Below are 25682 nucleotides of genomic sequence, written 5' to 3' on the forward strand. Positions count from 1 at the left end.
ACGGCCACCAGTTTCCCACGCGGCCGGGTCAGGGCAGGCGCAGCCCGGTGGTGCCGGAGAACACGTGCAGCTCGTCGGGACGGATCCGCAGGTGCAGCGTGTCGCCCATCGACGGGGTCTGGCGCGGGTCCACGCGCACCACGACGTTCTTCGACGCGCCCTCGGCGGCCAGTTCACCCGCACCGCCGGCGAGCTTGCCGTAGACGAACGCGTCGGAGCCCAGCTCTTCGACCAGGTCCACCTTGATGGGCAGCGTGCCGTTGGTGTCGGTGGTGGCTTCGAGCGACTCGGGGCGGAAGCCCAGGGTCACGGTGTCGCCGTCGGCGGCCGAGCGGATCGACGCCGCCAGCGGGACGCTCGCACCACCGACCTCGGCGCCGTCGGCGGTGAGCTTCGCCGAGACGAGGTTCATGGCCGGCGAGCCGATGAAACCGGCGACGAACACGTTGGCCGGGTGGTCGTACAGCGCGCGCGGGGTGTCGCACTGCTGCAGCAGGCCGTCGGACAGCACCGCCACGCGGTCGCCCATCGTCATGGCCTCGACCTGGTCGTGGGTCACGTACACGGTGGTGACACCGAGGCGGCGCTGCAGCGCGGCGATCTGGGTACGGGTGGAGACACGCAGCTTGGCGTCCAGGTTGGACAGCGGCTCGTCCATGAGGAACACCTGTGGCTCACGCACGATCGCGCGGCCCATGGCGACACGCTGACGCTGGCCGCCGGAGAGCGCCTTCGGCTTGCGGTCGAGGTACTGCTCGATGTCGAGCAGCTTCGCGGCCTCGAGCACCTTCTGCTTGATCTCCGACGCCGGGCGGCCCGCGATCTTCAGCGCGAAGCCCATGTTCTGCGCGACGGTCATGTGCGGGTACAGCGCGTAGTTCTGGAACACCATCGCGATGTCGCGCGACCGCGGCGGCAGCTGCGTCACGTCGCGGTCACCGATCCAGATCGAGCCCTCGTCGACGTCCTCCAGGCCCGCGAGCATGCGCAGCGCGGTCGACTTGCCCGAACCCGACGGGCCGACCAGCACGAGGAACTCGCCGTCGGCGATCTCCAGCTCGAGTGCGTCGACGGCGGGCCGCTCGGTGCCGGGGTAGCGCCGGGTCGCCTTGTCGTAGGTGATGGTGGCCATCGGTCAGTCCTCTCCGAATTTCGCGGGAACCCCGTGCGCGGCTTCCCGCACTTCGAGGTGGCGTCGCTGGATCTCCTTGCCCACGGCGCGTTGCGCCTCGGCCGGCTCGTCCAGCACGAGCCGGTTTCCAGGTCCTTCGGCCACCCACGCGGGTGGTTCGGCGGTGCCGGCCAGCGCCCAGGCGGCCTGGCGCGCGGCACCGAGGGCGACGTACTCGCCTGTCTCGGGGATCACCACGGGCACGCCGAGCACGATCGGCGCCACGGCCCGCACGGCGGCCGACTGCGCACCGCCGCCGATGAGCAGCACGCGGCGGACGTCCATGCCCTGCGCGCGCACGGCGTCGAGGCCCGCGGCCAGGCCGCACAGCATGCCCTCGACGGTGGCGCGGGCCAGGTTCTCCGGCGTCATGTTCGCCCTGGTCAGACCGTGCAGCGAGCCGGTCGCGCCGGGCAGGTTCGGGGTGCGTTCGCCGTCGAGGTACGGCAGCAGCGTGAGCCCGCCGGCGCCCGGCTCGGCGGCGAGCGCGAGGCGGTCGAACTCGGCGAGGTCGACGCCGAGCATCGTCGCGCCCGCGGTGAGCACGCGGGCGGCGTTGAGGGCGGCGGTGAGCGGCAGGAAGCGGCCGGTGGCATCGGCGAACCCGGCGACCAGACCGCTCGCGTCGGCCGATCCCGTCTCGGCCACGCCGAAGACGGTGCCGCTGGTGCCGAGGGAGATCGCGGCGTCGCCGGGCGCGAGCTCCAGCGCCAGCGCGGCGGCCATGTTGTCGCCGGTGCCCGCGGAGACGAGGACGCCGTCCGGCACCTCGAACTCAGTGTGGCCGGCGGTATGACCAGCACTGTCGGCGGGGCCGAGCACGGTCGGCAACTCGGGCGTGCGGCCGCCGAACGCGTGGGCCAGGACGTCGACGCGGTAGGCGTTCTCCGTCGGCGAGAAGTAGCCGGTGCCGGACGCGTCACCGCGGTCGGTCACGGCCTGCTCGGGCTTGCCGAGCAGGCGCCAGGTGAGCCAGTCGTGCGGCAGCAGCACGCGCGCGACGCGGTCGGCGTTGGCCGGCTCGTGCTCGGCGAGCCAGCGCAGCTTGGTGACGGTGAAGCTCGCGACCGGCACGGACCCCACGGACTTGGCCCAGACACCGGCACCGCCCAGTTCCTCGGTGAGGTCCTGGGCGGCCTGCGCGGAGCGCGTGTCGTTCCAGAGCAGAGCGGGGCGCACCACCTCGCCGGCCTCGTCGACCGTGACCATGCCGTGTTGCTGGCCACCGATGCCGAGGGCCTTCACGCCGTCGAGCACACCGTCGGTGGCCTCGCCGAAGGCCTGCCACCAGGCCGCGGGGTCGACTTCGGTGCCGTCGGGGTGCGGCGCACGGCCGGTGCGCACGACGGCGCCCGTGCGCGCGTCGCAGACCACGACTTTCGTCGACTGGGTCGACGAGTCGATCCCGGCCACCAGCTCAGCTGTCATAGGGCTGCCCCTCCTCGACGTGCTCGACGGTTTCCACGGCCGTGCCCGCGTTGAGCGCGGCCTCGATCTCCTCGGTCGGGGTGGCCTCGCTGGTGATCAGGAGGTCGTAGTCGCCGACGTCGCCATGAGCGAAGGTCGCGGTGCGACCGAACTTCGAGTGGTCGAGCACGAGCACGTTGCGGTTCGCGGCTCGCAGCACGGCCTTCTTGAGCTCGGCGTAGTCCTGCACGGGGTGGAAGAGCCGGCCGACGGCGACGGCGCTCACGGACACGAACGCGATGTCGGCGCGGGTGCGCTCCAGCAGCGCCAGCACGTCGGGACCGGAGCAGGAGTCGTACTCCGCGTGGTAACGGCCGCCGGCGACGACGACGGTCACGCCGTCGCCCAGCAGCTTGGCGGCACGCAGCGAGTTGGTGATCACCGTGAGCCCGTCGAGGTCGGCGAGGCGTTCGACCAGGGGGAACAGTGTGGTGGAGTCGTCGACGAACACCGTCTGGCCGGGTTCGACGTGCTTGATCGCGGCCTCGGCGAGGGCTTCCTTCTCGGCGGAGTGCAGCGTGAAACGGCTGGCGGTCTCCATCGTGAGCGCCGGGTAGGCCTCGACCTTGCCGCGCAGCTTGCGCAGGAGCCGGCGGTCAGCGAGGTCGTCGAGGTCGCGGTGCATCGTCATGAGGCTCACGCCGAACCGGGCGGTGAGGTCGTCGATGCGCGCCTCGCCGTGCTCGATGACGTGGTCGAGGATGTCCTGCCGCCGCTGCTCGACGGCCGCGTCCGACGGTCGGGTCCTAGGCACGGCGCACCTCACCGTCGACCCGGTTGAGGGTCACCTGAACGGGGGCGCCAGTGCTCACACCTCGTTCTTACCAGATTTTATCGGGTTAGTTAACGGGTAACTCGATAACTTCTACGTCGCTGGTGCCCCGGACGAGCTTGAGCGCTCCCGGGATCGCGTCGACCAGGCCGGAGGCGGAGGTCGGCACGCCGTCCGCGGCGAGGGCCCCGGCGAGCGAGTGCACCTGCGCGCCCGCGGCGGCGGCCAGCCACGGGTCGAGGCCGGCGGCGAGCAGCGATCCGATGAGGCCGGTGAGGACGTCGCCGGAGCCGGCCGTCGCGAGCCAGGAACCGCGCGGGGTGTTGACGGCGACGCGGCCGTCCGGCGCGGCGATCACGGTGCAGTGGCCCTTGAGGAGGACAACGGCGTCGTACTTCCTGGCGGCGTCGCGAGCGGCCTGGACGCGGTCGGCGCCGGGGCGGGTGCCCATGAGGCGCTCGTACTCGCCGGCGTGGGGCGTGAGCACGAGCGGGGTGCCGGGGTCGCGGGCGTCGAGGACGTCGGGGTGCTGGGCGATGATCGTGGTGGCATCCGCGTCGGCACACACGGGCACGCCCTGACCGAGGATGTGGCGCAGCACTTCGCGGCCTTCGGAGCCGGTGCCGATGCCCGGGCCGACGACCCAGGCCTGCACGCGGCCGGCGTCGGTGACCGAGCCCGTGGCGACGATCTCGGGCCAGCGGCTCCGGACCACGTCGGCCGCGGGGCCGGCGTAGCGGACCATGCCGGCGGTGGCGTGCACGGCGGAGCCCGACGCGAGCACGGCCGCGCCCGGGTACGTCGCGGAACCGGCGGCGATGCCGACGACGCCCTGGGTGTACTTGTCGTCGCCCGCGCCGGGAATGGGCCAGAGGTCGGCGAGGTCCGTGAGCTCAAGGCGCTGCAGGTCGGGTTCGCCGAGCTCGGGGCGCAGGCCGATGTCGACGAGCACGACGTCGCCGCATTGCCGGGGCGCCAGCGCGTGGACGGGTTTGGGCGCCCCGAAGGTGACGGTGAGGGTGGCGGTGACGTGGGGGCCGGCGACGGCCCCGGTGTCCGGGTCGACGCCGCTGGGGAGGTCGACGGCGACGATCGGCGCCTGGACCTTCTCGACGAGTTGGGCGGCCTCCGGGCGCAGCGGGCCTTTGCCGGAGATGCCGACGATGCCGTCGACCACCACGTCAGCCTTGCTGATCCACTGTGGACTGTCCTCGACGGACACCACGCGGCCGCCGGCTTTGCGCAGGGCGGCCAAACCCTGGGCGTGCGCCTTCTCCGGCTTCAGCAGCACAGCCGTGACGGCCACGCTGCGGCGACGCAGGAACGTGCCGGCCCACAGCGCGTCACCACCGTTGTCACCGGAGCCGACGAGCAGCACGACCCGCCGCCCGGCGACGCCGCCGGCGCGTTCGGCCAGGAACCCCGCGAGGTGCGTGGCCAGGCCGAACGACGCCCGGCGCATCAGCTCGCCTTCTGGCGTGACGGCGAACAGCTTGCCCTCCGCCTCGCGAATCCGTTCCGTGATCCAGATTCCCTGCACGGCGGGCCCTCCGCGTTGTTATTCGACGGTCACGGACTTCGCCAGGTTACGCGGCTTGTCGACGTCGTACCCGCGGGCGCGGGCGATCTCCGCGGCCAGCACCTGCAGCGGCACGGTGGAAACCAGCGGCTGCAGCAGCGTCGGCACGGCCGGGATCTCGATCAGCTCGTCGGCGAACGGCCGCACCGCCTCGTCGCCCTCCTCGGCGATCACGATGGTGCGGGCGCCGCGGGCCTGGATCTCGCTGATGTTGGACACCAGCTTCGAGTGCAGCACCGCGCGGCCCTTGGGCGAGGGCATGACGACGACGATCGGCAGGCCTTCCTCGACCAGCGCGATGGGGCCGTGCTTGAGCTCGCCCGCGGCGAAGCCCTCGGCGTGCATGTAAGCGAGCTCCTTGAGCTTCAGCGCGCCCTCCAGGGCGACCGGGAACCCGACGTGGCGGCCGAGGAACAGCACCGCCTTGGAGTCGGAGATCCGGCGGCCGAGGTCCCTGACCTGGTCCACAGTGGACAGCACCTTCTGCACGGCGGCCGGCATGGCCTCCAGCTCGGCGAACTCGCGAGCGACCTCGTCGGGGTACTTGGTGCCGCGCGCCTGCGCGAGCGCCAGGCCCACGAGGTAGTTGGCGGCGATCTGCGCGAGGAACGCCTTCGTCGATGCGACCCCGATCTCGGGGCCGGCGTGCGTGTAGAGCACGGCGTCGGACTCACGCGGGATCTGCGCGCCGTTGGTGTTGCAGACGGCGAGCACGCGGGCCTTCTGCTCCCGGGCGTGGCGGACGGCCTCCAGCGTGTCGGCCGTCTCGCCGGACTGCGACACGGCGACGACAAGCGTGTCGCGGTCGAGCACGGGGTCGCGGTAGCGGAACTCGCTGGCCAGCTCGACCTCGACGGGCAGCCGCGTCCAGTGCTCGATGGCGTACTTGGCGACCAGGCCCGAGTGGTAGGCGGAACCGCAGGCGACGACGAAGACCTTGTCGACGTCACGCAGGTCCTGATCGGAGATGCGCTGCTCGTCGAGGATGATCCGGCCGGCCTCGAAGTGGCCGCGCAGCGTGTTGGCCAGTGCCTCGGGCTGCTCGTCGATCTCCTTGAGCATGAAGTACTCGTGGCCGCCCTTCTCGGCGGCGGACAGGTCCCAGTCGACGGTGAACGGCTTGGCCTGCGCGGCGTCGCCGTGGAAGTCGGTGACCTCGTAGCCGTCGCGGGTGATGACCACCAGCTGGTCCTGGCCCAGCTCCACGGCCTCGCGCGTGTGCTCGATGAACGCGGCGACGTCGGACGCGACGAATGTCTCACCCTCGCCGACCCCGACCACCAGCGGCGAGGAACGGCGCGCGGCCACGATGGTGTCCGGCTGGTCGGCGTGCGTCACGACCAGCGTGAACGCGCCCTCCAGCCGCCGGCACACGGCCGCGACACTGGCGGCGAAGTCGCCCTGCGTGTCGCCTGCGTTGTACGCCCGGGCAACCAGGTGCGCGGCGGTCTCGGTGTCGGTGTCGCTCGCCATCTCCACGCCGTCGGCCTCGAGCTCCGCGCGCAGGGCGGCGAAGTTCTCGATGATGCCGTTGTGCACCACGGCGACCTTTTTCGAGGCGTCCTGGTGCGGGTGCGAGTTCCGATCGACGGGTGCGCCGTGCGTCGCCCAGCGGGTGTGGCCCATGCCGGCGGTGCCGGTGAAGCCGTCCCTGCCCACGGCGTCGAGCTGCGCCTCGAGGTTGGCGAGCCGCCCTGCCTTGCGCTCGACCCTCAGCGCGCCGGCGCCGTCGAGCACCGCCACCCCGGCCGAGTCGTAGCCGCGGTACTCCATCCGCCGCAGGCCACCGAGGACCACATCCAGCGCCGGCCGGTGTCCGACATATCCCACGATTCCACACACGCGAACAAGCCTAACGAGGGATGTCCAGTCCCCTACTCCGGTACCTTCCCGAGGCTTTTCAACCCGTCTGACCAGCGGAATTCGAGTGGTGGCGGTGGGGAGTGGGGTGGGGGTGGGTCGGCCCCTGATCGGTGGGGTTCCGGGCTTTTCGGCGCTGTGTCGAATCGGGGTGTTCCCGCTCGTGTAGAGGGTGAATCGAGAGGAGAACGGCAATGCGTTCGATCAGCGTCACCATGAACACCACCCTCGACGGGGTCGTGCAGGGCCCCGGGCGGCCCGACGAGGACACGCGCGGCGGGTTCCCGCACGGGGGCTGGGGCACGAGGTACCAGGACGAGGTCCTCGGCCGCGAGATGGCCAGGGGGATGAACCAGCCCGGCGACATGCTCTTCGGGCGCCGGACGTGGGAGGACTTCATCGGCGCGTGGGCAGGGCGCGCCGACGGCAATCCGTTCACCGCGCATCTCGACGCCGTCACCAAGTACGTGGCCTCGACCACCCTCGGCAGCGCCGACGCGTGGCAGAACTCGATCCTCCTGCCCGGCGAAGCGACGAAGACCGTCGCCGAGCTGAAGGCCGAGCCGGGGAACGACCTGGCGATCGTCGGCAGCGCGGCGCTTGTGCGAAGCCTGCACGCGGCCGGGCTGGTCGACCGCTACACGCTGGTGATCCACCCGCTCACCCTCGGCGTCGGCGCGCGGCTGTTCGACGGCCCGGCGCCGCTGACGGAGTTCGAACTCACCCGCAGCGTCGCGACCACCAAGGGCGTGCTCATCGCCTGCTACGAGCGCACGTGACCTGGCCCGGAGCGGCGGGCGGGCCGGGGCCGGGTGCGGGCAGTAAGGTCACGCGCATGGCCAGCAAGCCCAAGCAACTGCTCGCGGAGCTGTCACACCCGGGACCCCACGAGGTCCTGCGCGGCAACCTGGCCCTGGTCGGGCTGCCGGGGGTCGTGTTCACGCCCCGCCAAGGGCTGGGGCTGCCGGCCATCGCGTTCGGGCATGGGTGGCTGCAGCCCGCGTCGCGCTACCGGCACCTCCTGCACCACCTCGCGAGCTGGGGCGTGGTCGCCGCCGCGCCCGCGACGCAGGGCGGGCCGCTGCCGTCGTACCGCCTGCTCGCCAGCGACCTGCTGACGACGCTCGACGTGGTCACCACCGTCCGCCTCGGCCCCGACGGCATCAGCGTCGACCCGGCCAAGCTCGGCCTCGCCGGCCACTCCACCGGCGGCGGGTCCGCCGTCCTCGCCGCCGCCCGAGCCGCCGCGGCGGACGACTCCGCGCGCCCGCGCATCCGCGCCGTCGCGACAATCACCGCCGCCCAGACCCTCCCCTCCGCCTCGGTCGCCGCCCAGCTCATCACTGCCCCCGGCCTGCACCTCGCGGCGGAGGAGGACCTGGTCGCGCCGGCCGTGGGCCATGCGGAAGCCATTGCCGCGGCTTGGGCTGGGCCCGTTCAGCTGCGCACGTTGGGGAAGTCCTCGCACCTCGGCGTGACGGAGGGGCGGCACTGGAGCCAGCTTTTGCTCCACGGCAAACCGCACCGGCGCACCCAGCAGCTGACGCGGGCGTTGTTCACGGCGTTTTTCCTGACGCACCTGACGGGCACGGAGCGGTACCTGCCGCTGCTGGACGCCGACGTGAAGCGGGCGCCGATCGACCTGACGGAAGAGCCGGCTGCCTGACGGTCGGTGACCGGGGTTGGGGTGGAGGGGACCTTCATCGCTTCGGTCGGCGGGTGCGGGCTGCTCCTGGGCTCGGGTGCGCTTGGTTGGTGTTCGCTCCGGGTGCGAATGGCTTTCGCCACGCCGCCGACGTGTGAAGGGGCCTTCACCGGTTCCGAGTGCGGGTGAGGGCTGGACTCGACCCGGGTTGGCATCGTTTGCCCCGACAGCGGAGTCACCATTTCGCCACTCCGCCGGCGTCTGACGGGACCTTCACCGGTTCCGAGCGCGGGTGAGGGCTGGACTCGGCCCAGGTTGGCACTGAGAAGGCCTGAAGGGACCCTTCACGCCTGCACACGGCAGCCGAGTGGAGTCAGTCGACCATCCAGGTGTTGTTCGAGAAGTCGTGGTCGTCGAAGCGGCCCGGGCGGGCGGGGTGGCCCGGGGTTGGCGGGGTGGCCTCGTCGGGCCGCGGGTCGGCGGGTGGGGTGAGGTCGATGGTGTGCGTGCGGTCGGTCATGGTTTGTTCGGTGAGCCAACCGCCGGCTTCGCGGTGGCGGCGCCGGAGGTCCTGGGCCCGGGTGAGGTAGCGGCCGTGCATGGCGGCATCGCGGTGGAGGGACGCGGCGGCGGCGGACGTGGCCGAGGTGACGTGGCCGTCGCGGAGGGCGCGTTGTTCCTGGTGTTCACGGGTGGCGGCATCCTGGGCCGCGCGGGCGGCGGCGAGTCGGTCGGCGGCGGTCAAGGTCGGTTCCGCCATCCCGTGAGCTGGTGAGCAGCGGGCAAAGTGCGCCGGCCGGGAGTGGTGAGGATCCGGTCGGATAACCACCGGGGTTCGGCCGGCTGAGCCGCGGCGGTCGTGGCGTTCGCGCGGCGTGAGGCGGGCCGGTCGGCGGTGCTTGAGATCCGCTGCTCCGGCCGGCGGGCCGTGGTCGTGGCCCGATGCGGGGCGGGCGGGTCAGCGGCGGTCAACGCCGGGCCCGTCGTCCAGGGAGCCGCTGATGCGGCCGGCCGAGCCGCGGGTGTCGAAGACGTCCGTGCCGAGGCGGGCGGCGGGGCGTGTTTGGTCGCCAGGGGCGGTGCCGAGGCCGTTCAGGCCGGGGAGGGACAGGGCGCCGAAACCGTTCATGCCGTCGGGGAGGGAGTCGGGGCCGGGGCCGAGGGGGTCGAAGGTGACGTCGCCGCCGGGGGCCGTGCCGAGTTCCGCGGAGGGGTGCTGATCTTGGGGCGGGTCGACGATGTGGGCGCCGAGGTCGGACAGGGAGGCCGAGGCCGTGGTGCTGTCGTCCGGGACGTCCAGGTCGCCCGAGGTCGAGCCTGACGACGGGTCGAAGTCGGCCGGGACCACGGGGACACCCAGGGCAGGAGTCGGTGAATCCAAGGGGAAGCCTGGACCGGGAGTCGGCGAGCCGACCGGGAGCCCGAGAACGGGAGTCGATAAATCCGCAGGCCGCCCCGCGGCGGGATTGCGTGAACCCACCAATGGATCCACTGTGGATGTCTCGGTCGGAACAGTCAGGAATCCCACCAGCGCGCGGAAATGGCCGTCGATAGTGGAGGTGGCCGTCGCGCACAGACCCTGGAACGCGGCGTAGCGGCTGCTGAACTCGGTCGCGAAAGGACCGTTCAGCCATTGGCGGGCGGCGCGGGTGGTGTAGTCGTTGTCGCCGGGTTCGCAGTCGCGTAGGCGGTGGTGGAGGTCGTCGCCGGGGCTGGCGGAGTCGAGCCACTGGGCGAGGTCGAGCAGCTCGTCCTTCGAGACGGCGCCGCCTTGGGCCACCTCGGCAACCCGTTGCGCCACCGGCAAAGGCGCGCCCGCGATCGAGTCGGTGCGGAGTTTCAGCGATTCGTCCACTTTGGTCTTCAGAGCGGTGAAGACGTGGGTCATCGTCTCGGGGATGAGCTGGGCGGCGCCGGCGAGGTGGTCGAGCAAGTCATCCGGCCGGAGGCGGCTGTACACGCTCTGAGCGGCCGTCGCGGCGGGGCTTTGCCAGTCGCGGAAGAGGGTGGTGATGGCGGTGGTCGCGTCGGTGTGCGTGGACTCGAGGGTGTCGCGTGTGCGGGCCAGTGCGTCGGCGTCGGCGAGGAATTTGCGGAAGTCGAGGCCGGCGCTGTCCTGGAACCTCAGCCGGATGTCGTGCTCCACGTCGATCTTCGTGGCCGCGAATGCGTTCCAGACCGAGGCCCACTGTGCGAAGAAATCCAGCGCCGGCTCGGCGAACGCGAGCAGCTCGTCGGACGTCGCCACCCCGACGCCGCCAGGCCCGGGGCCACGCAGCGCGTCGGTCATCGGTTCGCCGTGTTCCGCGCGGCGTCGACGTGCTCGTCCTCGATCGACGCGTACCGCCCCGCCGCCACGTCGACGCTGCCACCGAACCTCGCGAGCTCATCGGCGTACGCCTGGACGGCGTCACTCAGCGCGGCGAACCCGTTGCGGTACGCGGCAAACGCCCCGTCGTGCCCACGCCCGAAATCCGCCTCGGCGACCTGCGACGCCACCCCGGACACCCGCCCGGCCGCCGCCTCGAGCGCGCCCTTGGCGGCGCGCATCGCCTCCGCGTCCGCCCGGTGGCTGCCCTCCGGCATGACCGCCCCCTCACTCCGCCGCCCCGCCCCCACTCCGACGCACGCCGACAGCGCTCGGTGTCGGTCCCGTGCACCGGAAATCTAGCGAGCCAGGAGGCTTGAGTCGACAGAAGCGCTCAGTTCTCGTCGTCGAGCAACGAGCCGCTGATCCGGCGGCCGCTCGACGTCGACTCGAACAGACCGGACCGGTACGGGTTCGACCCGCGCTCCTGGTCACCGCCGGTGTTGCCGAGCCCACCGCCACCCATCATGCCGCCGCCCATCATGGCCATGGGCTGTCCTTGCTGGTCGGTCGTGGTCGGGGCCGTGCCGAGGTCGCCGGAGGTCGGAGCGGTGGCGCCACCACCACCCTGCCAGTCGGCCGGTTCGGAGGTTTCGCCGAGACCGTCGTCGAACGCGGGGCCGAGGCCGCTGCGGCTGTCCGTGGGATCGGTGAGCGACTGGGCGGTGGTCGAGTCGTCCACGCTCGGCTGAGCGCCCGACGTCGCCGTGGCATCCACGGGGTCCGCCGGCATCCCGACATCCGGCGCGGCATGGTGACGACCGGTCGGCGCGCCGGCGTCAGTCGCGTCGTGGGCGCCGGAATGATCGACCGGGCCGCCCTGGTCTGATGCACCGTGACTGACCGGGGTGGCACGGTCGATTGGACTGGTCTGGTCCGACATCCCGGCGCCGTGCTGAGCCGCCGCGGGCTGCGCGAGATTCCCGGCGAGCTGTCCGTCCGCAGTAGCGGGGTGGAGGTCGCCGTCGTCGCCGAGCGTGTATTTCGTCGGCTGGCCGGAACCGTCGTCGACAGTCACCACCGTGGGACCGTCCGCGCCGTCGGGACGCTCGGCGGTGATCTTGAGGTTCCCGTCGTCGACGTGAATCTTGCCGTCGGGACCCGGCTGGTAGACCTGGCCGGACGTCGCGGTGCCGGCCGGCGTGCCGTCGGGCTGCGGCGCCTGGCGACGACCGTCGTCAGGCTGGCCCGACGCGTCCTGCGCGCCGTCGCGCCCCTGCGGACCGAAGTCGGCGCCCTGGCCTGGCGCGGGATCCTCGCCGAAGTCGAGCTGGTACTGCTTCTCCTGCCCGGTCCCGTCGTCGACGGTGATGCCCATCTTCCCGTCGTCGTCCGGCTCGGACATGGAGATCTTGTTGTCGCCCTGCTCGACGGTCACCGTCTCGGGTTCCGTCGCGTCGGACTTGATCGCCACGCCGGTCTTCGGGTCGATCGGGTACGGCTGGCCCGTCGATGGGTCCACCTCGAGCGGTTGGTGCGTGACGGGGTTGAGGTTCGGATCCGCTGCTGCCGGCGCGGTCACGGCGGGGGTTGGCGCCGGGGTGGCCGGCGGCGGAGTCATGCTGCCGCCACCACCGGCCGAAGACGGGCCGCCTGAGCCGCTGCTGTGCCCGCCGGAGCTGCTGGTCTTGGTGCCACCGCCGGGGTCGGGCGACGCGCCGAGGTGCAAGGAGCCGAATGGGTCCGTCGGCACGTTCAGACCATCCGAGAACGCCCGCAGCGCGTTGGTCGCGGCGGTGTGTGCGTTGCGGATCGCCTGCCGGAAGGTGGTCATGGCATCGGAGTACTGCACGCTGTACTCGTCCATCTGGCTGCACAGCTTGTCAGACCACTTGGAGTCGTAGTCCGTGTCGAGGTCCACTGACATGTGCCGAATGTCCTGCGGCGCGATCGGCCCAGTTCCATGTTCCTGGCTTCTTGCGACCTCGGACCCATTTCGAGCATTGCCCCAAAGGGCCGCGATGCTGTCGTCATCTCCCTTGTCACGGCCCCATTTGATGGCGTCGTCGAGCCGGTCGATGAACATCGACAGGCCGTCGCAGTCGTCGGGGTTGTGAGCATCCAAGAAGGCCTTCGGCCTCTGGCCCGGCGCATCCGGCAGCTTCGCCAAATCGGCGATCGGCGGTCGGACCGTGTGCCACAGGTTCTGCAGCAACTGGCTGAACCCGTTGACCGTGCCGCTGTAGTCGCCCAGAACCTTGTTCAGGTCGTCCATCTTCTCGCCGGCGGAGTCCGCGGCCTTGCCTTGCCAAGCCGCGGACAGATCCTGCTTGACCTGGCCGCTCGCGTCCTGCGCCGCCTTCGCCGCCTTGCCGAGGTTGGCCGCTCGGCCCTGCGCGCCCCAGAAATAGCCGAAGCCGAAGCCGCCCAGTTCCCCGAGGAGGCGGGTCTCCTCATCGCCCTGGCCGTACGGCGCCGCGAACTGGAACGCGAGATTCCGCGAAGGATGACCGATCCACCGCGCGTAGAGGCCGCCGAGCTTGCCGGTCATCTTGTCGTGGAAGCCGGTGAGCGACTTCAGCATGTTGTCGGACGTGTCGTCCAGGTGGACGTCAGCCGGGGGCTGCAGCGGGGCGATGATGCTGTCGCCGAGCCGGCCGGTGGCAGGAGGTGGGGTCACGGTCAGGCCTCCCTGCCCGCGTCGGTGATGCCCCAGGCTCTCTCCTGCTCGTTCTCCGAGTGCAGGGTCGCCGATTGGTTGAGCCGCGTGGCGTAGTCCTTGAGGAACGCTCCGCCCTTCGTGGCGGAGTCCCCGAGCGCCTGGGCTTTCGCGACATACGCGCCGGCCGCTTCGGAGAGGCCGGGGATCTTGCCGAAGTGCGCGGGCGTCAGCTGCGACTGAGCAGTGTAGGTCTTCATCTCGTCGAACGACGTCGCCATCGAGGACACCTCGTTCGCGACGTTCTTCACCTGATCCGGTTCGATGTTGAATCCGGCCAACGCACTTCTCCCCTCGTGCGGAACAGCTGCCTCAGTGGTCGTCGACCCAGTTCGTGGCCGAGAAGTCGTCGTCGACCTCCAACGCGCGGTGCCGGGCGGCCGGGCGGTCCGGGGCCTCCGGCGGTGCCGGCCGGAACGCGGGCACCACCGGCTGCGGCGGCGCTTCCACAGCGGTCTCGTCCTCGAACCGGAAGATCGCGCCGTCTTTGGCGTTGTCCGCCGCCCGTTTGGCGGCCAGTTCCGCTTCCTTCGACGCGGCGGAATCGCTCTCGGTTCCAGCGGCCTCACGCTCCGCGCGCAGCTGCTCGCTGCGGGCGCGGTTCTCCTCGACGAGCTTGGCGAACTCCGCCTGACGCGTCTCGTCGTCGGCCAGCGCGCGCTCGTGATCGGCCCGGTACTGGGCTCTGACCTCCTCCATCGCCACCAGGCTCCTGGTGAACTGAGGACTCAGCCCCACTTGCCCGTCCATCCCACTCCCCCGGTCGATCCGCACTGCATGCGGAATGTACCTCCGGGGTCACCAAGGGCGCAGGACGTCCACCGGAATCGGGATGATCAGGAGACCGCGGACACCACTCCGGCCAGCCGGTCCGCCGCCGCTTGGGCCGTGGCGTGGGCCGGGGCCTCGACCATGACGCGGACGAGCTGTTCGGTGCCCGAGGGGCGCAGGAGGACGCGGCCTTCTTCGCCGAGTTCGGCTTCGACCTCGCCGACGGCGTCGCGGACTTCGGAGGAGTCCGCGACGGCCGCCTTGTCCGCGACGGGGACGTTGACGAGGACCTGGGGCAGGCGGTTCATCACGGAGGCGAGCTCGGCGAGCTTCTTGCCGGTGGCGGCCATGCGGGACATGAGGCGCAGGGCGGTCAGCAGGCCGTCGCCGGTGGTGGCGTGGGCGGGGAGGACCACGTGGCCCGACTGTTCGCCGCCGAGGGCGAGGCCGGATGCGCGCAGCTCTTCGAGCACGTAGCGGTCGCCGACGGACGTCGTGACGACCGTGATGCCGTGGGCCTTCATCGCGAGGTGCAGACCCAGGTTGCTCATCACGGTGGCGACGAGCGTGGCCTTCACCAGTTCGCCGTCCTCGGCCAGCGCGAGGGCCAGCACGGCCATGATCTGGTCGCCGTCCACGAGCTCGCCCGAGGCATCCACCGCGACGCAGCGGTCGGCGTCGCCGTCGTGGGCGATGCCCAGGTCGGCGCCATGCTCGACGACGGCGGCCCGGAGCAGGTCGGGGTGGTTCGAACCGCAGTGCTCGTTGATGTTGATGCCGTCCGGCTCCGCGTGGACGGCGACGACCTCGGCGCCGGCGCGGCGGTAGGCCTCGGGGGCGGCGACGGCGGACGCGCCGTTGGCGCAGTCCACCACGACCTTCAAGCCGTCGAGCCGGTGCGGCGTGGCCGAGACCAGGTGGTCGACGTACAGGTCGAGCGCGTCGGAGACGTCGGACACGCGCCCGACGCCCGAGCCCGTCGGACGGACGACGTCGGCGCCGCCCAGGCCTGCCTCGATCTCGTCCTCGATGCTGTCGGGAAGCTTGTGCCCGCCCGCGGCGAAGAGCTTGATGCCGTTGTCTGGCATGGGGTTGTGCGAAGCCGAGATCATCACACCCAGGTCGGCTTCCAGCGCACCCACGAGGTACGCGACGGCGGGCGTCGGCAGCACGCCGAGGCGCAACACGTCGGCACCGGCGGACGCGAGGCCCGCCACCACGGCGGCCTCCAGCATCTCGCCACTGGCGCGCGGGTCGCGGCCGACGACGGCCACCGGGCGGTGCGAACGGTCGTGCGCGGCGAGCACACGCGCGGCGCTGGCCGCGAGCGAAAGCGCCAGCTCGGGGGTCAGCTCGGCGTTGGCCAGGCCTCGTACCCCGTCGGTACCGAACAGTCGGGCCATCTCCACGACCTCCTAGGTCCAAATCGACCACGACAACCTAGCGGCGGCTGCGACCCGGCCGGGCCCCTGCCCCCACCCCAGGAATGTCGCGGACCGCGCGCGAAATGCATCACTGTGGGGCAGATGGGACCCATGAGGTCCCAGAGAACACGTTCAGACAGCACTCGGAAAGCACGAGAGCGCCCTTCCGATGGACGGATGGGCGCTCCCGAGGTTGCCCCTTCGCAGGGACATGGGGGTACGAAACCCCCACACGACTCAGCGCTTGCTGTACTGCGGAGCCTTGCGGGCCTTCTTCAGGCCGTACTTCTTCCGCTCCGTGGCGCGCGCGTCACGGGTCAGGAAGCCGGCCTTCTTGAGGGCCGGGCGGTCGTCGGCGTCGACCTCGACCAGGGCGCGGGCGATGGCGAGGCGCAGAGCGCCGGCCTGGCCCGAGATGCCGCCGCCGTGGAGGTTGGCGAAGATGTCGAACGAGTCCGGCTTGTCGACCGTGACGAGCGGCTCACGGATGAGCTGCTGGTGCACCTTGTTCGGGAAGTACTCCGCGAGGCTGCGGCCGTTGAGCTTGAACTCACCGGTGCCGGGAACGACGCGGACGCGGACCACGGCCTCCTTGCGACGGCCGACGGTCTGGGCGTTGCCACCCGCGGCGCGCGACGGACGCGGGGCGGCGGGCGTCTCGCTGGTGGCGACGGCCTCGCCCTCAGGGGTCTCGGTCGAGGCGACGACCTCGGTCTCGGTGCTGGTCACAGACTGTTCCTCACTCACTGCGCGACCTGCGCGATCTTGGTGATCTCGCGCGCCTGCGGCTGCTGCGCGGCGTGCGGGTGCTGCGGGCCGGCGTACACCTTCAGCTTCTTGGCCATGGCGCGGCCGAGCTTGTTCTTCGGCAGCATGCCCTTCACGACCTTTTCGACAAGGTGCTCGGGCTTGGTGTCGAGCAGCTCGCCGAAGGAACGCTTGCGCAGGCCACCGGGGTAGCCACTGTGGCGGTACGCGAACTTCTGGTCGCGCTTGTTACCGGTGAGCGCGACCTTCTCGGCGTTGACGATGACGACGAAGTCGCCGGTGTCCACGTGCGGGGCATAAGTCGGCTTGTGCTTGCCGCGCAGCAGCGTGGCGACCTCGGTCGCGAGCCGGCCGAGCACGACATCCTCGGCGTCGATCACGTGCCAGGCACGAGTGACGTCGCCGGGCTTGGGGCTGTACGTGGGCAAGGGTCTACCTCGTCGTCAACATTGCGTGTGGGTTCTGTGCGGGCCTAGCGCTGACGCGCCGCAACGCACAACGACATATGAAGATACGCCCCTGCTCACGCGACCGTGCAGCGGGGGTGCAACAGGAGTGCGTGGTGGCCGAGACCTCCGGCAACCGCGCTCTTCGGACGCATTCGCAAGTGTACCGGCCGACCTCGCGGAACCACCCACGCGGGCACGCGCGGCACGCCACGATGAGACGATCCGCGCGGACAGCCGAACACCCCGGGGGAAGCGATGACGAAATGGGCAAGCCGGGCGGCGCTCGCCCTGGGTGCCGTGCTGGTGCTCGCGACCGCGTGCGGGCAGGCCCCCGCCGGCACCGCGCTGCCGAACCCCCGGAACCAGCCCACAGCTGCACCCCCCGAGCCCGCAGCAGTCCCCCGCCAGTGGTCCGCAGCCCCAGCCGTACGGCGGGCAGCAGGTGCCGGGCGTACCGCCGCAGCAGCAGGGGGCGGCGTTCGGCGGGCGGGTTCCAGCCGGCGACGTACGGTGGGCTGGGTGCGTTCTCCGCCGAGGCCGGAAAGTCGGCGCCGCGGTCGAAGCGGCCGTGGGTAATCGGCGGCGCGGCCGTGGCCGTGCTGGTGATCGGCGCCGGCGCAGCGTGGCTGCTCGGCGCGCTCCAAGGGGACACGCTCGACCAGAAGTCGTTGCAGGACGGCGTTTCCCGCGTGCTCGTGGAGAACTATGGCGAGCCCGACATCAAGAACGTGGCCTGCCCCTCGGGTGAGTCCACTCAGAATGGCACCACCTTCGACTGCACGCTGCAGCTCGGCGGGCAGCCGCGCAAGGTCACGGTGCGGGTGCTCGACGACAAGCCCGAGTACGAGGTCAGCGCGCCGCACTGAACGGATTCCGCAGCCGGCGTCCACAGTGGACCGAGTGGAGATCCGGAACCAGGGCACGAAAAGCGGCGGGCCCGCACCGAAGTGCGCAGCCCGCCGTGGTTTCGGTGCCCTGGACTCAGCGGGGGACGGTCATCAAGCGCCTCGTTCTCGGTTCACTTTTGGAACAGATTCGTGACGTCTTTGTCCGTGCGCTGGTAACCGTCCGCGATCTCCGGCAGCGCCTTCGTGAGCTGAGCGAGCAAAGCCTTGAGGTCATCGAACGACTGGTCCCACTGCGCCTGGGCGTCCATGTACTGCCGCTGGGCCTCACCGCTCCAGCTGTTGATCAGCGGGTTGAGGTCGCTCTTCAGCTGGTCGAACTGCGCCCCGAGCTGCGTGCCGGCGGTCGCGCAGTCCTCAGCCGCTTGGTAGATGGTGGCCGGGTCGACGAGAATGCGTCCCATGACTAACTCCTGTCAAAATTTGTAGGCGTAATAGGTGAACTCAACGTAGCCGGTACGGAATCAGCCGAGAACGCCGAAGCCCTTGTTGAAGCTGTTCACGGTTTCCTGCTGTTCCTGCTCGGCGCGCTGGTACTTCGAACCGGCTTGCTGGAGCAGGTCGGCAATGTTCTGCAATGCCTGGTTCAACTTCTTGCCCGCCGCGTCAAAGCGCTGCATCACGTTGTTGAACGCCTGCGCCGCGTCGCCGTCCCAGCCCGCGCGAGTGGCTTCAATTTCACCGCTCAGCTTGCTCAGGTGCTGGTCCATCGCCACGCGGACGTCGGTCACGCGGTTCTCAGCGTTGGTGAACTCTTCCGGAGTCCCCTCAAAGCCGCCAGTCGCCATGGGAACTACCCCCTTCGTCGGTTGTTGTGCGTATCGGCCTGCGTCGTCGCCGTACACCCCTACGACGAAGACATTGCCAGGTTCGGTTCACGCTTGCTGCAAGATATCTTAACTAGTTTGCTTTTGCGAACAACTCCGCCGGGATCCGGCGGCGACGAAGGTCGTCCGGCGCCGGGTGGATGAGCAGAGAACCGTGCCCCTCCTGGGGATTCAGCGCACGCGATGCGACGATGAACTGCTCTCACGGTTTCGGCTCATGATTCGCAACTGCGAAAAGTCCTCTTCGTCATCACTCGTTCGTGCAGCCGGCGAGGGAACTTCGGGCTCGGACCGGACCAATTCGGCCTCCGTCGTCAGGTGCGGCATCGGCAGTCCGCACGCCGCGCGGAACCGGGCGGCGGCACCGCGCAGCACCCGCGGAGTGGGTTCGACGGCGCCACCGCCCGATAGCCGGTGACGGGCGTAGGCCTTCAGCAGCTCCCGGTTGTCCTCGCGGTGGCGGACGTTGCGGGCGAGCGCGGTGCTGGCGACCCGGCGCGCGTGCGTGACCGCGTCCTGCCCCACTCGCGTGAAAGCCGCCGCGGCGGACTCGGGTTCCGACGGCACGGGCACTCCTTCAGCTGGTGATCTTCAGCGTCCGCACGATCTGCTCGCAGGCCGTGTCGACGCGTTGCCGCAACGCGGGGGCTTCGTACTGACACCCCACGTGCACCCGGATCTTTCCCTGCACCACCACATACCAGTTCACGGTAAGCTGGTCGCTCTTGCGCTGGTGGTACCCGATCACGGTGCGGCCACCGTACGTCAGGTTCGGATCGAAGGCGCTGTAGTTCAGGTCCCTGGCCGCCTGCGCTTGCAAAGAGTTCACGAGTTGCGCGCGGTCGACGGTCGCGTCGTAGTCCATCACGAACTCCTGCGCGACCACGAGGTCGTTGCCGGTGGCCGCGTTCTGCGGGTGCAGGATCACCTGCCGCTCGGCGACCTGGTCGGAGGTCTGGACCCAGTCCGGCGGCGCGCTGATGCTGAAGTCGTACTGGACGAACGTCTTGCCCTGCTGCGCCGCCGGCTCGTCGCTACCGCGGTTCACCACGAACAGCACCGCCGCGGCGGCGACTACGACCACCGCCACGACCACGACGATCACCCACAGCCGCTTCCGGCCGCGCGTGCCGGTGGCGCCGCTGTCCGACGCCCACGGCTGCCCGAGCGGTCGGACTGGACCACCCGGCGGCGCGAGGCCCGGCGGACCCGGCGGACCGGCGGGCCCTGCGAACCCGCGGCCCGGGGTCGCGCGCACCGCGGGGATCGGTCCCGACGAAGGCGGGGAAGGCGACCTCGGCCGGGCGCGGGGCGGGGTCGGCCGGGACAACAGCTCCGTGCGGCCCTCCCCCTCACCCTGCGCGGTGCCCGGCCGCCGCAGCTCACCGGGACGGACGACGTCGGTGCGCTGGTCCGGCAACGGGCCACTCGGTGAACCGGGCGAGCGCGCCACCGAAGCACCGGGCAGCGCACCCGTGCGGTCGGGGTCCACGAGCACCGCCCGCAGCGCGCCGCGCGCCACCACCGTCTCCGGCTGGTCGAGGCTGGTGGGCACCACGCCCGTGCGCTCGTGGACCAGGCGCGAGATCATCGGGATCCGGCTCGAACCGCCGACGAGGAAGATCGCGGTGAGCTGCCGGGGCCGCAGTCCGGCGTCGGCGATGGCCGCGCTGGTGAGCTCCACCGTGCGCCCGAGCGGCGCCGCGATCAGCTTCTCGAGGTCTTCGCGTGTCACGTGCGCGTCGGCGAACGGCGGCGGCATCGGCACGTCGGTGTAGGTGTGGCGCGACAACGTCTCCTTCGCGCCGCGCACGTCCTGCCGCAGCACGCGCCGCCGCCGCCGGTCGGTGAGCTCGCGGCCCGTGACGAGCTGCTGCCACGCGTCCGGATCGGCTCCCGACACCAGCGAGCCGACGTGCTCCAGCAGCGCCTGGTCGATGTCCGCCCCGCCGAAGCTCGGGTCGCCGCGGGTGGCAAGGACCTGGAATCCGCCGCGGGCGCCGGGACCACGCCCGGCTTCGGGCAGCCGTTGCACGACGCTGACGTCCACCGTGCCGCCGCCGAGGTCGAGCACGGCGAGCGCTTCGCCGGGCCGGCCGCTGAACTCCACGGTCCGCCCGTCCGGCGAAGCGACGGGCGCGAAGGTGGCCGCGTGGTACACCGCTGCGGCCACCGGCTCGGGCACCAGCGCGACCTCGCGCGCCAGCCGGCCCGCCGCCTGGCGCAGCAGCCGGGTGCGGATCGCGCCCCAGTCGGCGGGATGGGTGAGCACGAGCAGGTCGACCTCGGCGTCGCCGGCGATGCGGCGTGCCTCGGCCACCGCCCGGCCCAGCACGACGTGGACGACGTCGGTGACCCGCAGCACAGAGTCGCCGAGCAGCAGCTCACCCTCGTCGATGCGCCGCTTCGGGTTGGGCTCGTAGCGTGACGGGTCGACGGCAGCCTGCCGCTCGGCCTCCTGGCCGACGAACAGGGTGCCGTCGGCGGCCGCGAAGACCGCCGACGACATCAACGGCTGGCCGTCGATCACCACGACCTGCGGCTCGCGGCCGTTGACGGAGGCGACGACGCAGGTGCTGGTGGTCCCGAAGTCCACCGCCACCCGCACCGTCACCCGACGCTCCTGCCGTCGCCCGCGCGGGACTCGCGCACGTCGATCAGTCGGGCTGGATCCACGACACCTGCACGAGCTGCCTGCCGTTCTTGCGGCTGAGCATCACGCCCCGGCCCGGCGGCATCGCGCTGGGCCGGATGTTGCCGATCAGCGCGCCCTCGTCCTTCGACCCGTTCATGACCATGCCCGGCGCCGCGATCTCCTTCAGCTTGCCGATGATCGAGTCGTACGAGGCCCGCGACGCACCACCGCTGCGGCGTACGACGATCAGATGCAGGCCGACGTCCTTCGCCTGGGCGAGGAAGTCCGCCAGCGGCTTGAGCGGGTTGGACGTCTGCGTGGCCACGAGATCGTAGTCGTCGACCAGGATGAACAGCTCCGGTCCGGTCCACCACGACCGGTTCCTCAGCTGGTCCTGCGTGACGTCCGGACCCGGGAGGCGCCGGGTCATCGACCCGTGCACGTCCTTGACCATGCTCTCCAGCTGGTTGGCCGACACGGCGTAGCCCAGCAGCGAGTCACCCTCGAGGAACCCGAGCATCGTGCGCCGGTAGTCGACCAGCAGGATCACACCCTCCTGCGGCGAGTAGCGCTCGGCGATACCCCGGCCGATCTGGCGCAGCAGGTTGGTCTTGCCCGACTCGCCGTCGGCGAACGCGAAGAAGTGCGGGTCGGCGTCGAAGTCGAGGTAAACCGGTGCGAGGTCGTCCTCGTTGACGCCGAAGGGCACCAGCTTCGTGTTGCGCTTGGCGTCGATCTTGAGCACCTCTTCGTAGGTGATCATCTCCGGCAGCAGGCGGACCTGCGGTGCGGAGCGGCCACGCCAGGCGCCGCGGATCTTCGCCACGGCGTCGGCCACACCCGCGGCCAGCGACTCGGCGTCGCTGGAGCCGTCGATGCGCGGCAGGCCCGTGAGCATGTGCAGCTTGTCGCGGGTCAGGCCGCGGCCGGGGCGCCCGGCCGGGATGTTGACCGCGATGCGGCGGTCGATGTCCGACTCGGTCGGGTCACCGAGGCGCAGCTCGAACCGCGTGCCCAGCATGTCCTTGATCGCCGGGCGCAGGTCGGCCCACCGGTTGGCGGAGATGACCACGTGGATGCCGTACGACAGACCCTGCGTGGCCAGCTGCGTGATGGACGCCTCGAGCTCGTCGAAGTCGTCGCGGATGGCGCGCCAGTTGTCGACTATCAGGAAGGCGTCGCCGAACGGGTCCTGCTCGGCCGGGATTTCGCCGCGCCGCTTGCGGTTGCGGAACTCGGTCATCGAGTCGATGCCCAGCGCGCCGAACCGGCCTTCGCGCTCGGTCATGAGCGTGGTGAGCTCGGCGACGATCCGGCGCGCCTTGTCCGGCTCACGCCGGGCCACGGCGACACCACCCACGTGCGGCAGGTCGGCGAGACCGCCGAGCGTGCCACCACCGAGGTCGAGGCAGTAGAACTGCACTTCCTCGGGCGTGTGCGTGAGCGACATCGACATGATCAGTGTGCGGAGCATGGTCGACTTGCCGGCCTGCGGGCCACCGGCGATCACCGCGTGGCCGGCGGCACCGGAGAAGTCGGCCCACAGCAGGTCGCGCCGCTGCTCGAACGGCCGGTCGACGATGCCGAGCGGCACCTGAAGGCGGCCGTTGCCGAAGAACCCGACCGGGGACAGGCCGCGGTCGTCGGTGGGGTTGAGGTTCGGCAGCATCGTGTCCAGGGAGTTGGACTCGTCCAGCGGCGGCAGCCACACCTCGTGCGCGGGCGGGCCCTGGCCGATGAACCGGTCGACCATCACCTCGAGCTCGCTCGGTTCGGTGGCCTCCTCGGACTGCTTCGGCTTCGCGACCTCTTCGACCGGCTCGAGCTCGGGCTCCGGCTCGGGCGGCAGCTCGACGTAGTCGGGCACGAACAGCTGCGGGCGCTTGTCCGCGCGCACGACCGTGGCCACGGGGCCTGCGGCCTTGATGCCGGCGGGCCGGTACGGGCCCGACACGTACGACGCCTTGAACCGGACCATCGTGGAGGTGTCGTACTTGAGGTAGCCCGAACCCGGGATCGACGGCAGCTCGAACGCGTCCGGCACGCCGATCGCGGCGCGCGACTCCGCGGCGGAGAAGGTCTTCAGGCCGATCCGGTAGGACAGGTAGGTGTCCAGACCACGTAGCTTGCCCTCCTCCAGTCGCTGCGACGCGAGCAGCATGTGCATCTGCAGCGACCGGCCGACGCGGCCGATCTGGAGGAAGATGTCGATGAAGTCCGGCTTCGCCGTGAGCATCTCGGAGAACTCGTCGATGCAGATGAACAGCGCGGGCAGCGGGTCGAGGTCGGCGCCGTTCTCTCGCGCCTTCTCGTAGTCCCACACGTTCTTGTAGTTGCCCTTCGCCAGCACTTCCTGGCGGCGGGACACCTCGCCCGCGATGGCGTCCTTCATGCGGTCGACCAGCGTGAGGTCGCCCGCGAGGTTGGTGATCGTGGCGGCGACGTGCGGGGCCTTGTCCAGGCCGAGGAACGTCGCACCACCCTTGAAGTCGACGAGGATCATGTTGAGCGACGTGCTCGAGTGCGTGGCGAGCAGGCCCAGCACCAGCGTGCGGAGGAACTCCGACTTACCGGAACCGGTCGCCCCGATGCACAGGCCGTGGGGGCCCATGCCCTCCATCGCCGCTTCCTTGATGTCGAGCTCGACGGCCTGGCCGTACTCGCCGACACCGAACGGCACGCGGTAGCGGTCGCGCACCGGCCGCGGGCGCCAGGCCCCCTGCACGTCGAACGTCATCGGGTCGCCCGGGATGCCGAGCAGCTCCAGCAGCGTGGGGTTGGACAGCAACGGCTCGTCGTCCGACGCCTCCGTGCCGCCACCGCCACCGACGCGGTACGGCGCGATCAGACGGGCGAGCGCCTCGGCCTCGACCACCGACAGCGTGTCCGGCCGGCCGAACCACTCGACGCCGCCGGCGCTGCGCGCGCCGAGGCGGTCGGGCTCGACCACGAGCCGCAGGCCACGGCGGGCCGACAGGTTCCCGAGGGTGTCGGACAGGTCGACGAGCGTGACGCCGACCAGGCCCTCCTCCAGGATGATCTGCTCTTCGCGCGTGACCTCGGCGTCGTCGATCACGATCACGACGTGCGGCTGGTCTGGCGCGGGCGTGGCGTTGCGGGAGAACCGCTGCCGGTCGCGCAGCTCCTCGTCGAGCCACTGCTCGATCTGGGCCAGCGAGCCCGCCATCATGCGCAGCTGGCCGATGCCGTCGGACATCGTGGGGTGCTGGACGTGCGGGAGCCACTTCGCCCACTCCCACTCCTCCTTCGCGCGGCCCGCGGTGGCGATCGCGATCATCACGTCGTCGGGGCTGTGGAAGGTGATCAGCTGCGCGAGCATCGCGCGGGTGAGGCCACGCGTGAGCGAACGCTCGCCCTGCATGCTCACCGCGGCGAACCCGCGCAGGGTGATCTGCGTGGGCAGGTCGGGCACGATCGAGTGCGCGCGCACGAACCGGCGCAGCGCGAGGGTGGCGATCGGCTCCAGCTCGTCGACCGGGCCGGTCTGCGGCGGCACGAGCCGCGTGGCGAGGCGGTGGGAGCTGCGGCCGACGCGCAGGTGCAGGAAGTCCTGGTCGTTCTGCCGGCGTTCCCACATACGGCGGCTGGCCGCGAGCGACCACAGCGACTGCGGGTCGGGGTGCACCCACTCGAGCGCGGCGCGCTGGTCGACCATCGCCTCGCGGGCCCGGTCGCGCATCTGGCCGAGGTACCGCAGGTAGTCCTTGCGGTCCTCGTCCATCTCGGCCTTCTTGGCCCCGCCGCCCTTGCCGCCACCGCCGGCGAGCATGCCGACGGTGCCCATCAGCATCATGCCGCTCATCATGATCGTGGTCGGGTTCTTCCCACCCGCCGTGAACATGAAGACCATCATCCCGAGCGACGCGAAGATCATGACGCCCGGAATCGCCTTCGCGACGATGTTGCCCGGGATCGTGCGGGGTACTTCGGGTGGGGGCTCCAGGTGCACCTCGCCGCCCGGCGGGCGCGGCGCCGCCAGCCGCGGCGACTTCTTGAACTGAAGCGTGCTCATCGAAGGACCCCTCTATTCCAACTCGACGATTGCCGGCCGGCTCCCGCGCTCGGGCGCGCGTGACAACCTATCGAACGTCGCCGGGGAAATTCGGCCAACGCCCGGAAGTGCACCGCGCTTGCCCCCTCATCGGATACCGACGGATCCCGGCACGTCCGGCATCTCGCCCGCGAACCCGTTTCCTCTGATTTCCGGAGTGTACGACCCACCACCGACAGCGAGGACCCGAATCGGCCGATCCCACCTGGTCGCGCCGCCCTTCCGTCGTCCGGCCGGTGTACTTTCGCCAGGGATTTTCGGACAGTCGATGATCCCGGCTCCGGGGTTCGGTATAAGTTCCCCCGGGAGC

General features: G+C 70.9%; 22 protein-coding genes. 3 read left to right on the top strand and 19 right to left on the bottom strand.

Going from position 1 to position 25682, the window contains the following annotated elements:
* Nucleotides 1-28: 28 nt before the first annotated feature.
* From ugpC to glmS, 5 genes are all read right to left on the bottom strand, one after another.
* On the bottom strand, nt 29-1132 hold the full coding sequence (gene ugpC / locus AB0F91_RS13610; protein ID WP_360597492.1) for a sn-glycerol-3-phosphate ABC transporter ATP-binding protein UgpC: 1104 nt from the start codon (nt 1130-1132) through the stop codon (nt 29-31).
* Between the two features lie 3 nt (nt 1133-1135).
* Nucleotides 1136-2599, bottom strand: coding sequence for a xylulokinase (xylB, locus tag AB0F91_RS13615; protein ID WP_360597494.1), 1464 nt, complete (start codon nt 2597-2599; stop codon nt 1136-1138).
* Entirely contained in the window at nt 2589-3392 is an 804-nt protein-coding gene (locus AB0F91_RS13620; protein WP_360597496.1) for a DeoR/GlpR family DNA-binding transcription regulator, read from the bottom strand. Before AB0F91_RS13620 ends, xylB begins: the two co-directional genes overlap by 11 nt.
* Before the next feature lie 85 nt (nt 3393-3477).
* Nucleotides 3478-4950 (bottom strand): NAD(P)H-hydrate dehydratase, encoded by a 1473-nt coding sequence (locus tag AB0F91_RS13625; RefSeq protein WP_360597497.1) that lies wholly within the window; start codon nt 4948-4950, stop codon nt 3478-3480.
* Nucleotides 4951-4968: 18 nt separating this feature from the next.
* Complete coding sequence (gene glmS / locus AB0F91_RS13630) at nt 4969-6831, bottom strand: glutamine--fructose-6-phosphate transaminase (isomerizing) (protein WP_360597498.1); 1863 nt, start codon at nt 6829-6831, stop codon at nt 4969-4971.
* 212 nt (nt 6832-7043) lie between these two features.
* Between glmS and AB0F91_RS13635 the strand changes: the two genes are divergently transcribed.
* Both AB0F91_RS13635 and AB0F91_RS13640 read left to right on the top strand, forming a co-directional pair.
* Nucleotides 7044-7628 carry a dihydrofolate reductase family protein gene (locus tag AB0F91_RS13635; protein ID WP_360597499.1) on the top strand — a complete coding sequence of 195 codons (585 nt, stop codon included), beginning with the start codon at nt 7044-7046 and terminating at the stop codon, nt 7626-7628.
* A gap of 56 nt (nt 7629-7684) precedes the next feature.
* On the top strand, nt 7685-8515 hold the full coding sequence (locus tag AB0F91_RS13640) for an alpha/beta hydrolase (protein ID WP_360597500.1): 831 nt from the start codon (nt 7685-7687) through the stop codon (nt 8513-8515).
* Between the two features lie 352 nt (nt 8516-8867).
* Here AB0F91_RS13640 and AB0F91_RS13645 read toward each other — a convergent pair whose 3' ends face one another.
* The 9 genes from AB0F91_RS13645 to rplM form a co-directional block, all read right to left on the bottom strand.
* Nucleotides 8868-9254 (bottom strand): hypothetical protein, encoded by a 387-nt coding sequence (locus tag AB0F91_RS13645; RefSeq protein WP_360597502.1) that lies wholly within the window; start codon nt 9252-9254, stop codon nt 8868-8870.
* 198 nt (nt 9255-9452) lie between these two features.
* Nucleotides 9453-10784 (bottom strand): hypothetical protein, encoded by a 1332-nt coding sequence (locus AB0F91_RS13650; protein WP_360597503.1) that lies wholly within the window; start codon nt 10782-10784, stop codon nt 9453-9455.
* The gene (locus AB0F91_RS13655; protein WP_360597505.1) at nt 10781-11080 is read right to left on the bottom strand and encodes a hypothetical protein; all 300 of its coding nucleotides are present in this window, start codon (nt 11078-11080) and stop codon (nt 10781-10783) included. Before AB0F91_RS13655 ends, AB0F91_RS13650 begins: the two co-directional genes overlap by 4 nt.
* A 116-nt stretch (nt 11081-11196) precedes the next feature.
* A complete protein-coding gene (locus AB0F91_RS13660; RefSeq protein ID WP_360597507.1) occupies nt 11197-13482 on the bottom strand; it encodes a hypothetical protein in 2286 nt (761 codons plus the stop codon).
* 2 nt (nt 13483-13484) lie between these two features.
* Complete coding sequence (locus AB0F91_RS13665) at nt 13485-13802, bottom strand: hypothetical protein (RefSeq protein WP_360597509.1); 318 nt, start codon at nt 13800-13802, stop codon at nt 13485-13487.
* A gap of 31 nt (nt 13803-13833) precedes the next feature.
* Nucleotides 13834-14220 carry a hypothetical protein gene (locus tag AB0F91_RS13670; protein ID WP_360597511.1) on the bottom strand — a complete coding sequence of 129 codons (387 nt, stop codon included), beginning with the start codon at nt 14218-14220 and terminating at the stop codon, nt 13834-13836.
* A 137-nt stretch (nt 14221-14357) separates the two neighbouring features.
* The gene (gene glmM / locus AB0F91_RS13675) at nt 14358-15695 is read right to left on the bottom strand and encodes a phosphoglucosamine mutase (RefSeq protein WP_360597512.1); all 1338 of its coding nucleotides are present in this window, start codon (nt 15693-15695) and stop codon (nt 14358-14360) included.
* Nucleotides 15696-15953: 258 nt separating this feature from the next.
* The gene (gene rpsI, locus AB0F91_RS13680; RefSeq protein WP_360597513.1) at nt 15954-16445 is read right to left on the bottom strand and encodes a 30S ribosomal protein S9; all 492 of its coding nucleotides are present in this window, start codon (nt 16443-16445) and stop codon (nt 15954-15956) included.
* Nucleotides 16446-16459: 14 nt separating this feature from the next.
* On the bottom strand, nt 16460-16912 hold the full coding sequence (rplM, locus tag AB0F91_RS13685; RefSeq protein WP_220246114.1) for a 50S ribosomal protein L13: 453 nt from the start codon (nt 16910-16912) through the stop codon (nt 16460-16462).
* A gap of 428 nt (nt 16913-17340) precedes the next feature.
* Between rplM and AB0F91_RS13690 the strand changes: the two genes are divergently transcribed.
* Complete coding sequence (locus AB0F91_RS13690; protein WP_360597514.1) at nt 17341-17799, top strand: DUF4333 domain-containing protein; 459 nt, start codon at nt 17341-17343, stop codon at nt 17797-17799.
* Between the two features lie 152 nt (nt 17800-17951).
* Here AB0F91_RS13690 and AB0F91_RS13695 read toward each other — a convergent pair whose 3' ends face one another.
* The 5 genes from AB0F91_RS13695 to eccCa all read right to left on the bottom strand — a co-directional run bounded on the left by AB0F91_RS13695 (nt 17952) and on the right by eccCa (nt 25333).
* Entirely contained in the window at nt 17952-18242 is a 291-nt protein-coding gene (locus tag AB0F91_RS13695) for a WXG100 family type VII secretion target (RefSeq protein ID WP_360597516.1), read from the bottom strand.
* A 60-nt stretch (nt 18243-18302) separates the two neighbouring features.
* Complete coding sequence (locus AB0F91_RS13700; protein ID WP_360597517.1) at nt 18303-18626, bottom strand: WXG100 family type VII secretion target; 324 nt, start codon at nt 18624-18626, stop codon at nt 18303-18305.
* Between the two features lie 210 nt (nt 18627-18836).
* A complete protein-coding gene (locus AB0F91_RS13705; protein WP_360597519.1) occupies nt 18837-19232 on the bottom strand; it encodes a hypothetical protein in 396 nt (131 codons plus the stop codon).
* A gap of 10 nt (nt 19233-19242) precedes the next feature.
* Nucleotides 19243-21279, bottom strand: a complete 2037-nt coding sequence (locus AB0F91_RS13710; RefSeq protein ID WP_360597521.1) for a type VII secretion-associated protein — start codon at nt 21277-21279, stop codon at nt 19243-19245.
* Between the two features lie 43 nt (nt 21280-21322).
* The gene (gene eccCa, locus AB0F91_RS13715) at nt 21323-25333 is read right to left on the bottom strand and encodes a type VII secretion protein EccCa (protein ID WP_360597523.1); all 4011 of its coding nucleotides are present in this window, start codon (nt 25331-25333) and stop codon (nt 21323-21325) included.
* Between the last annotated feature and the right edge of the window lie 349 nt (nt 25334-25682).

The sequence above is a fragment of the Amycolatopsis sp. NPDC023774 genome, assembly GCF_040639695.1.
In the GTDB taxonomy this organism is placed as follows: domain Bacteria; phylum Actinomycetota; class Actinomycetes; order Mycobacteriales; family Pseudonocardiaceae; genus Amycolatopsis.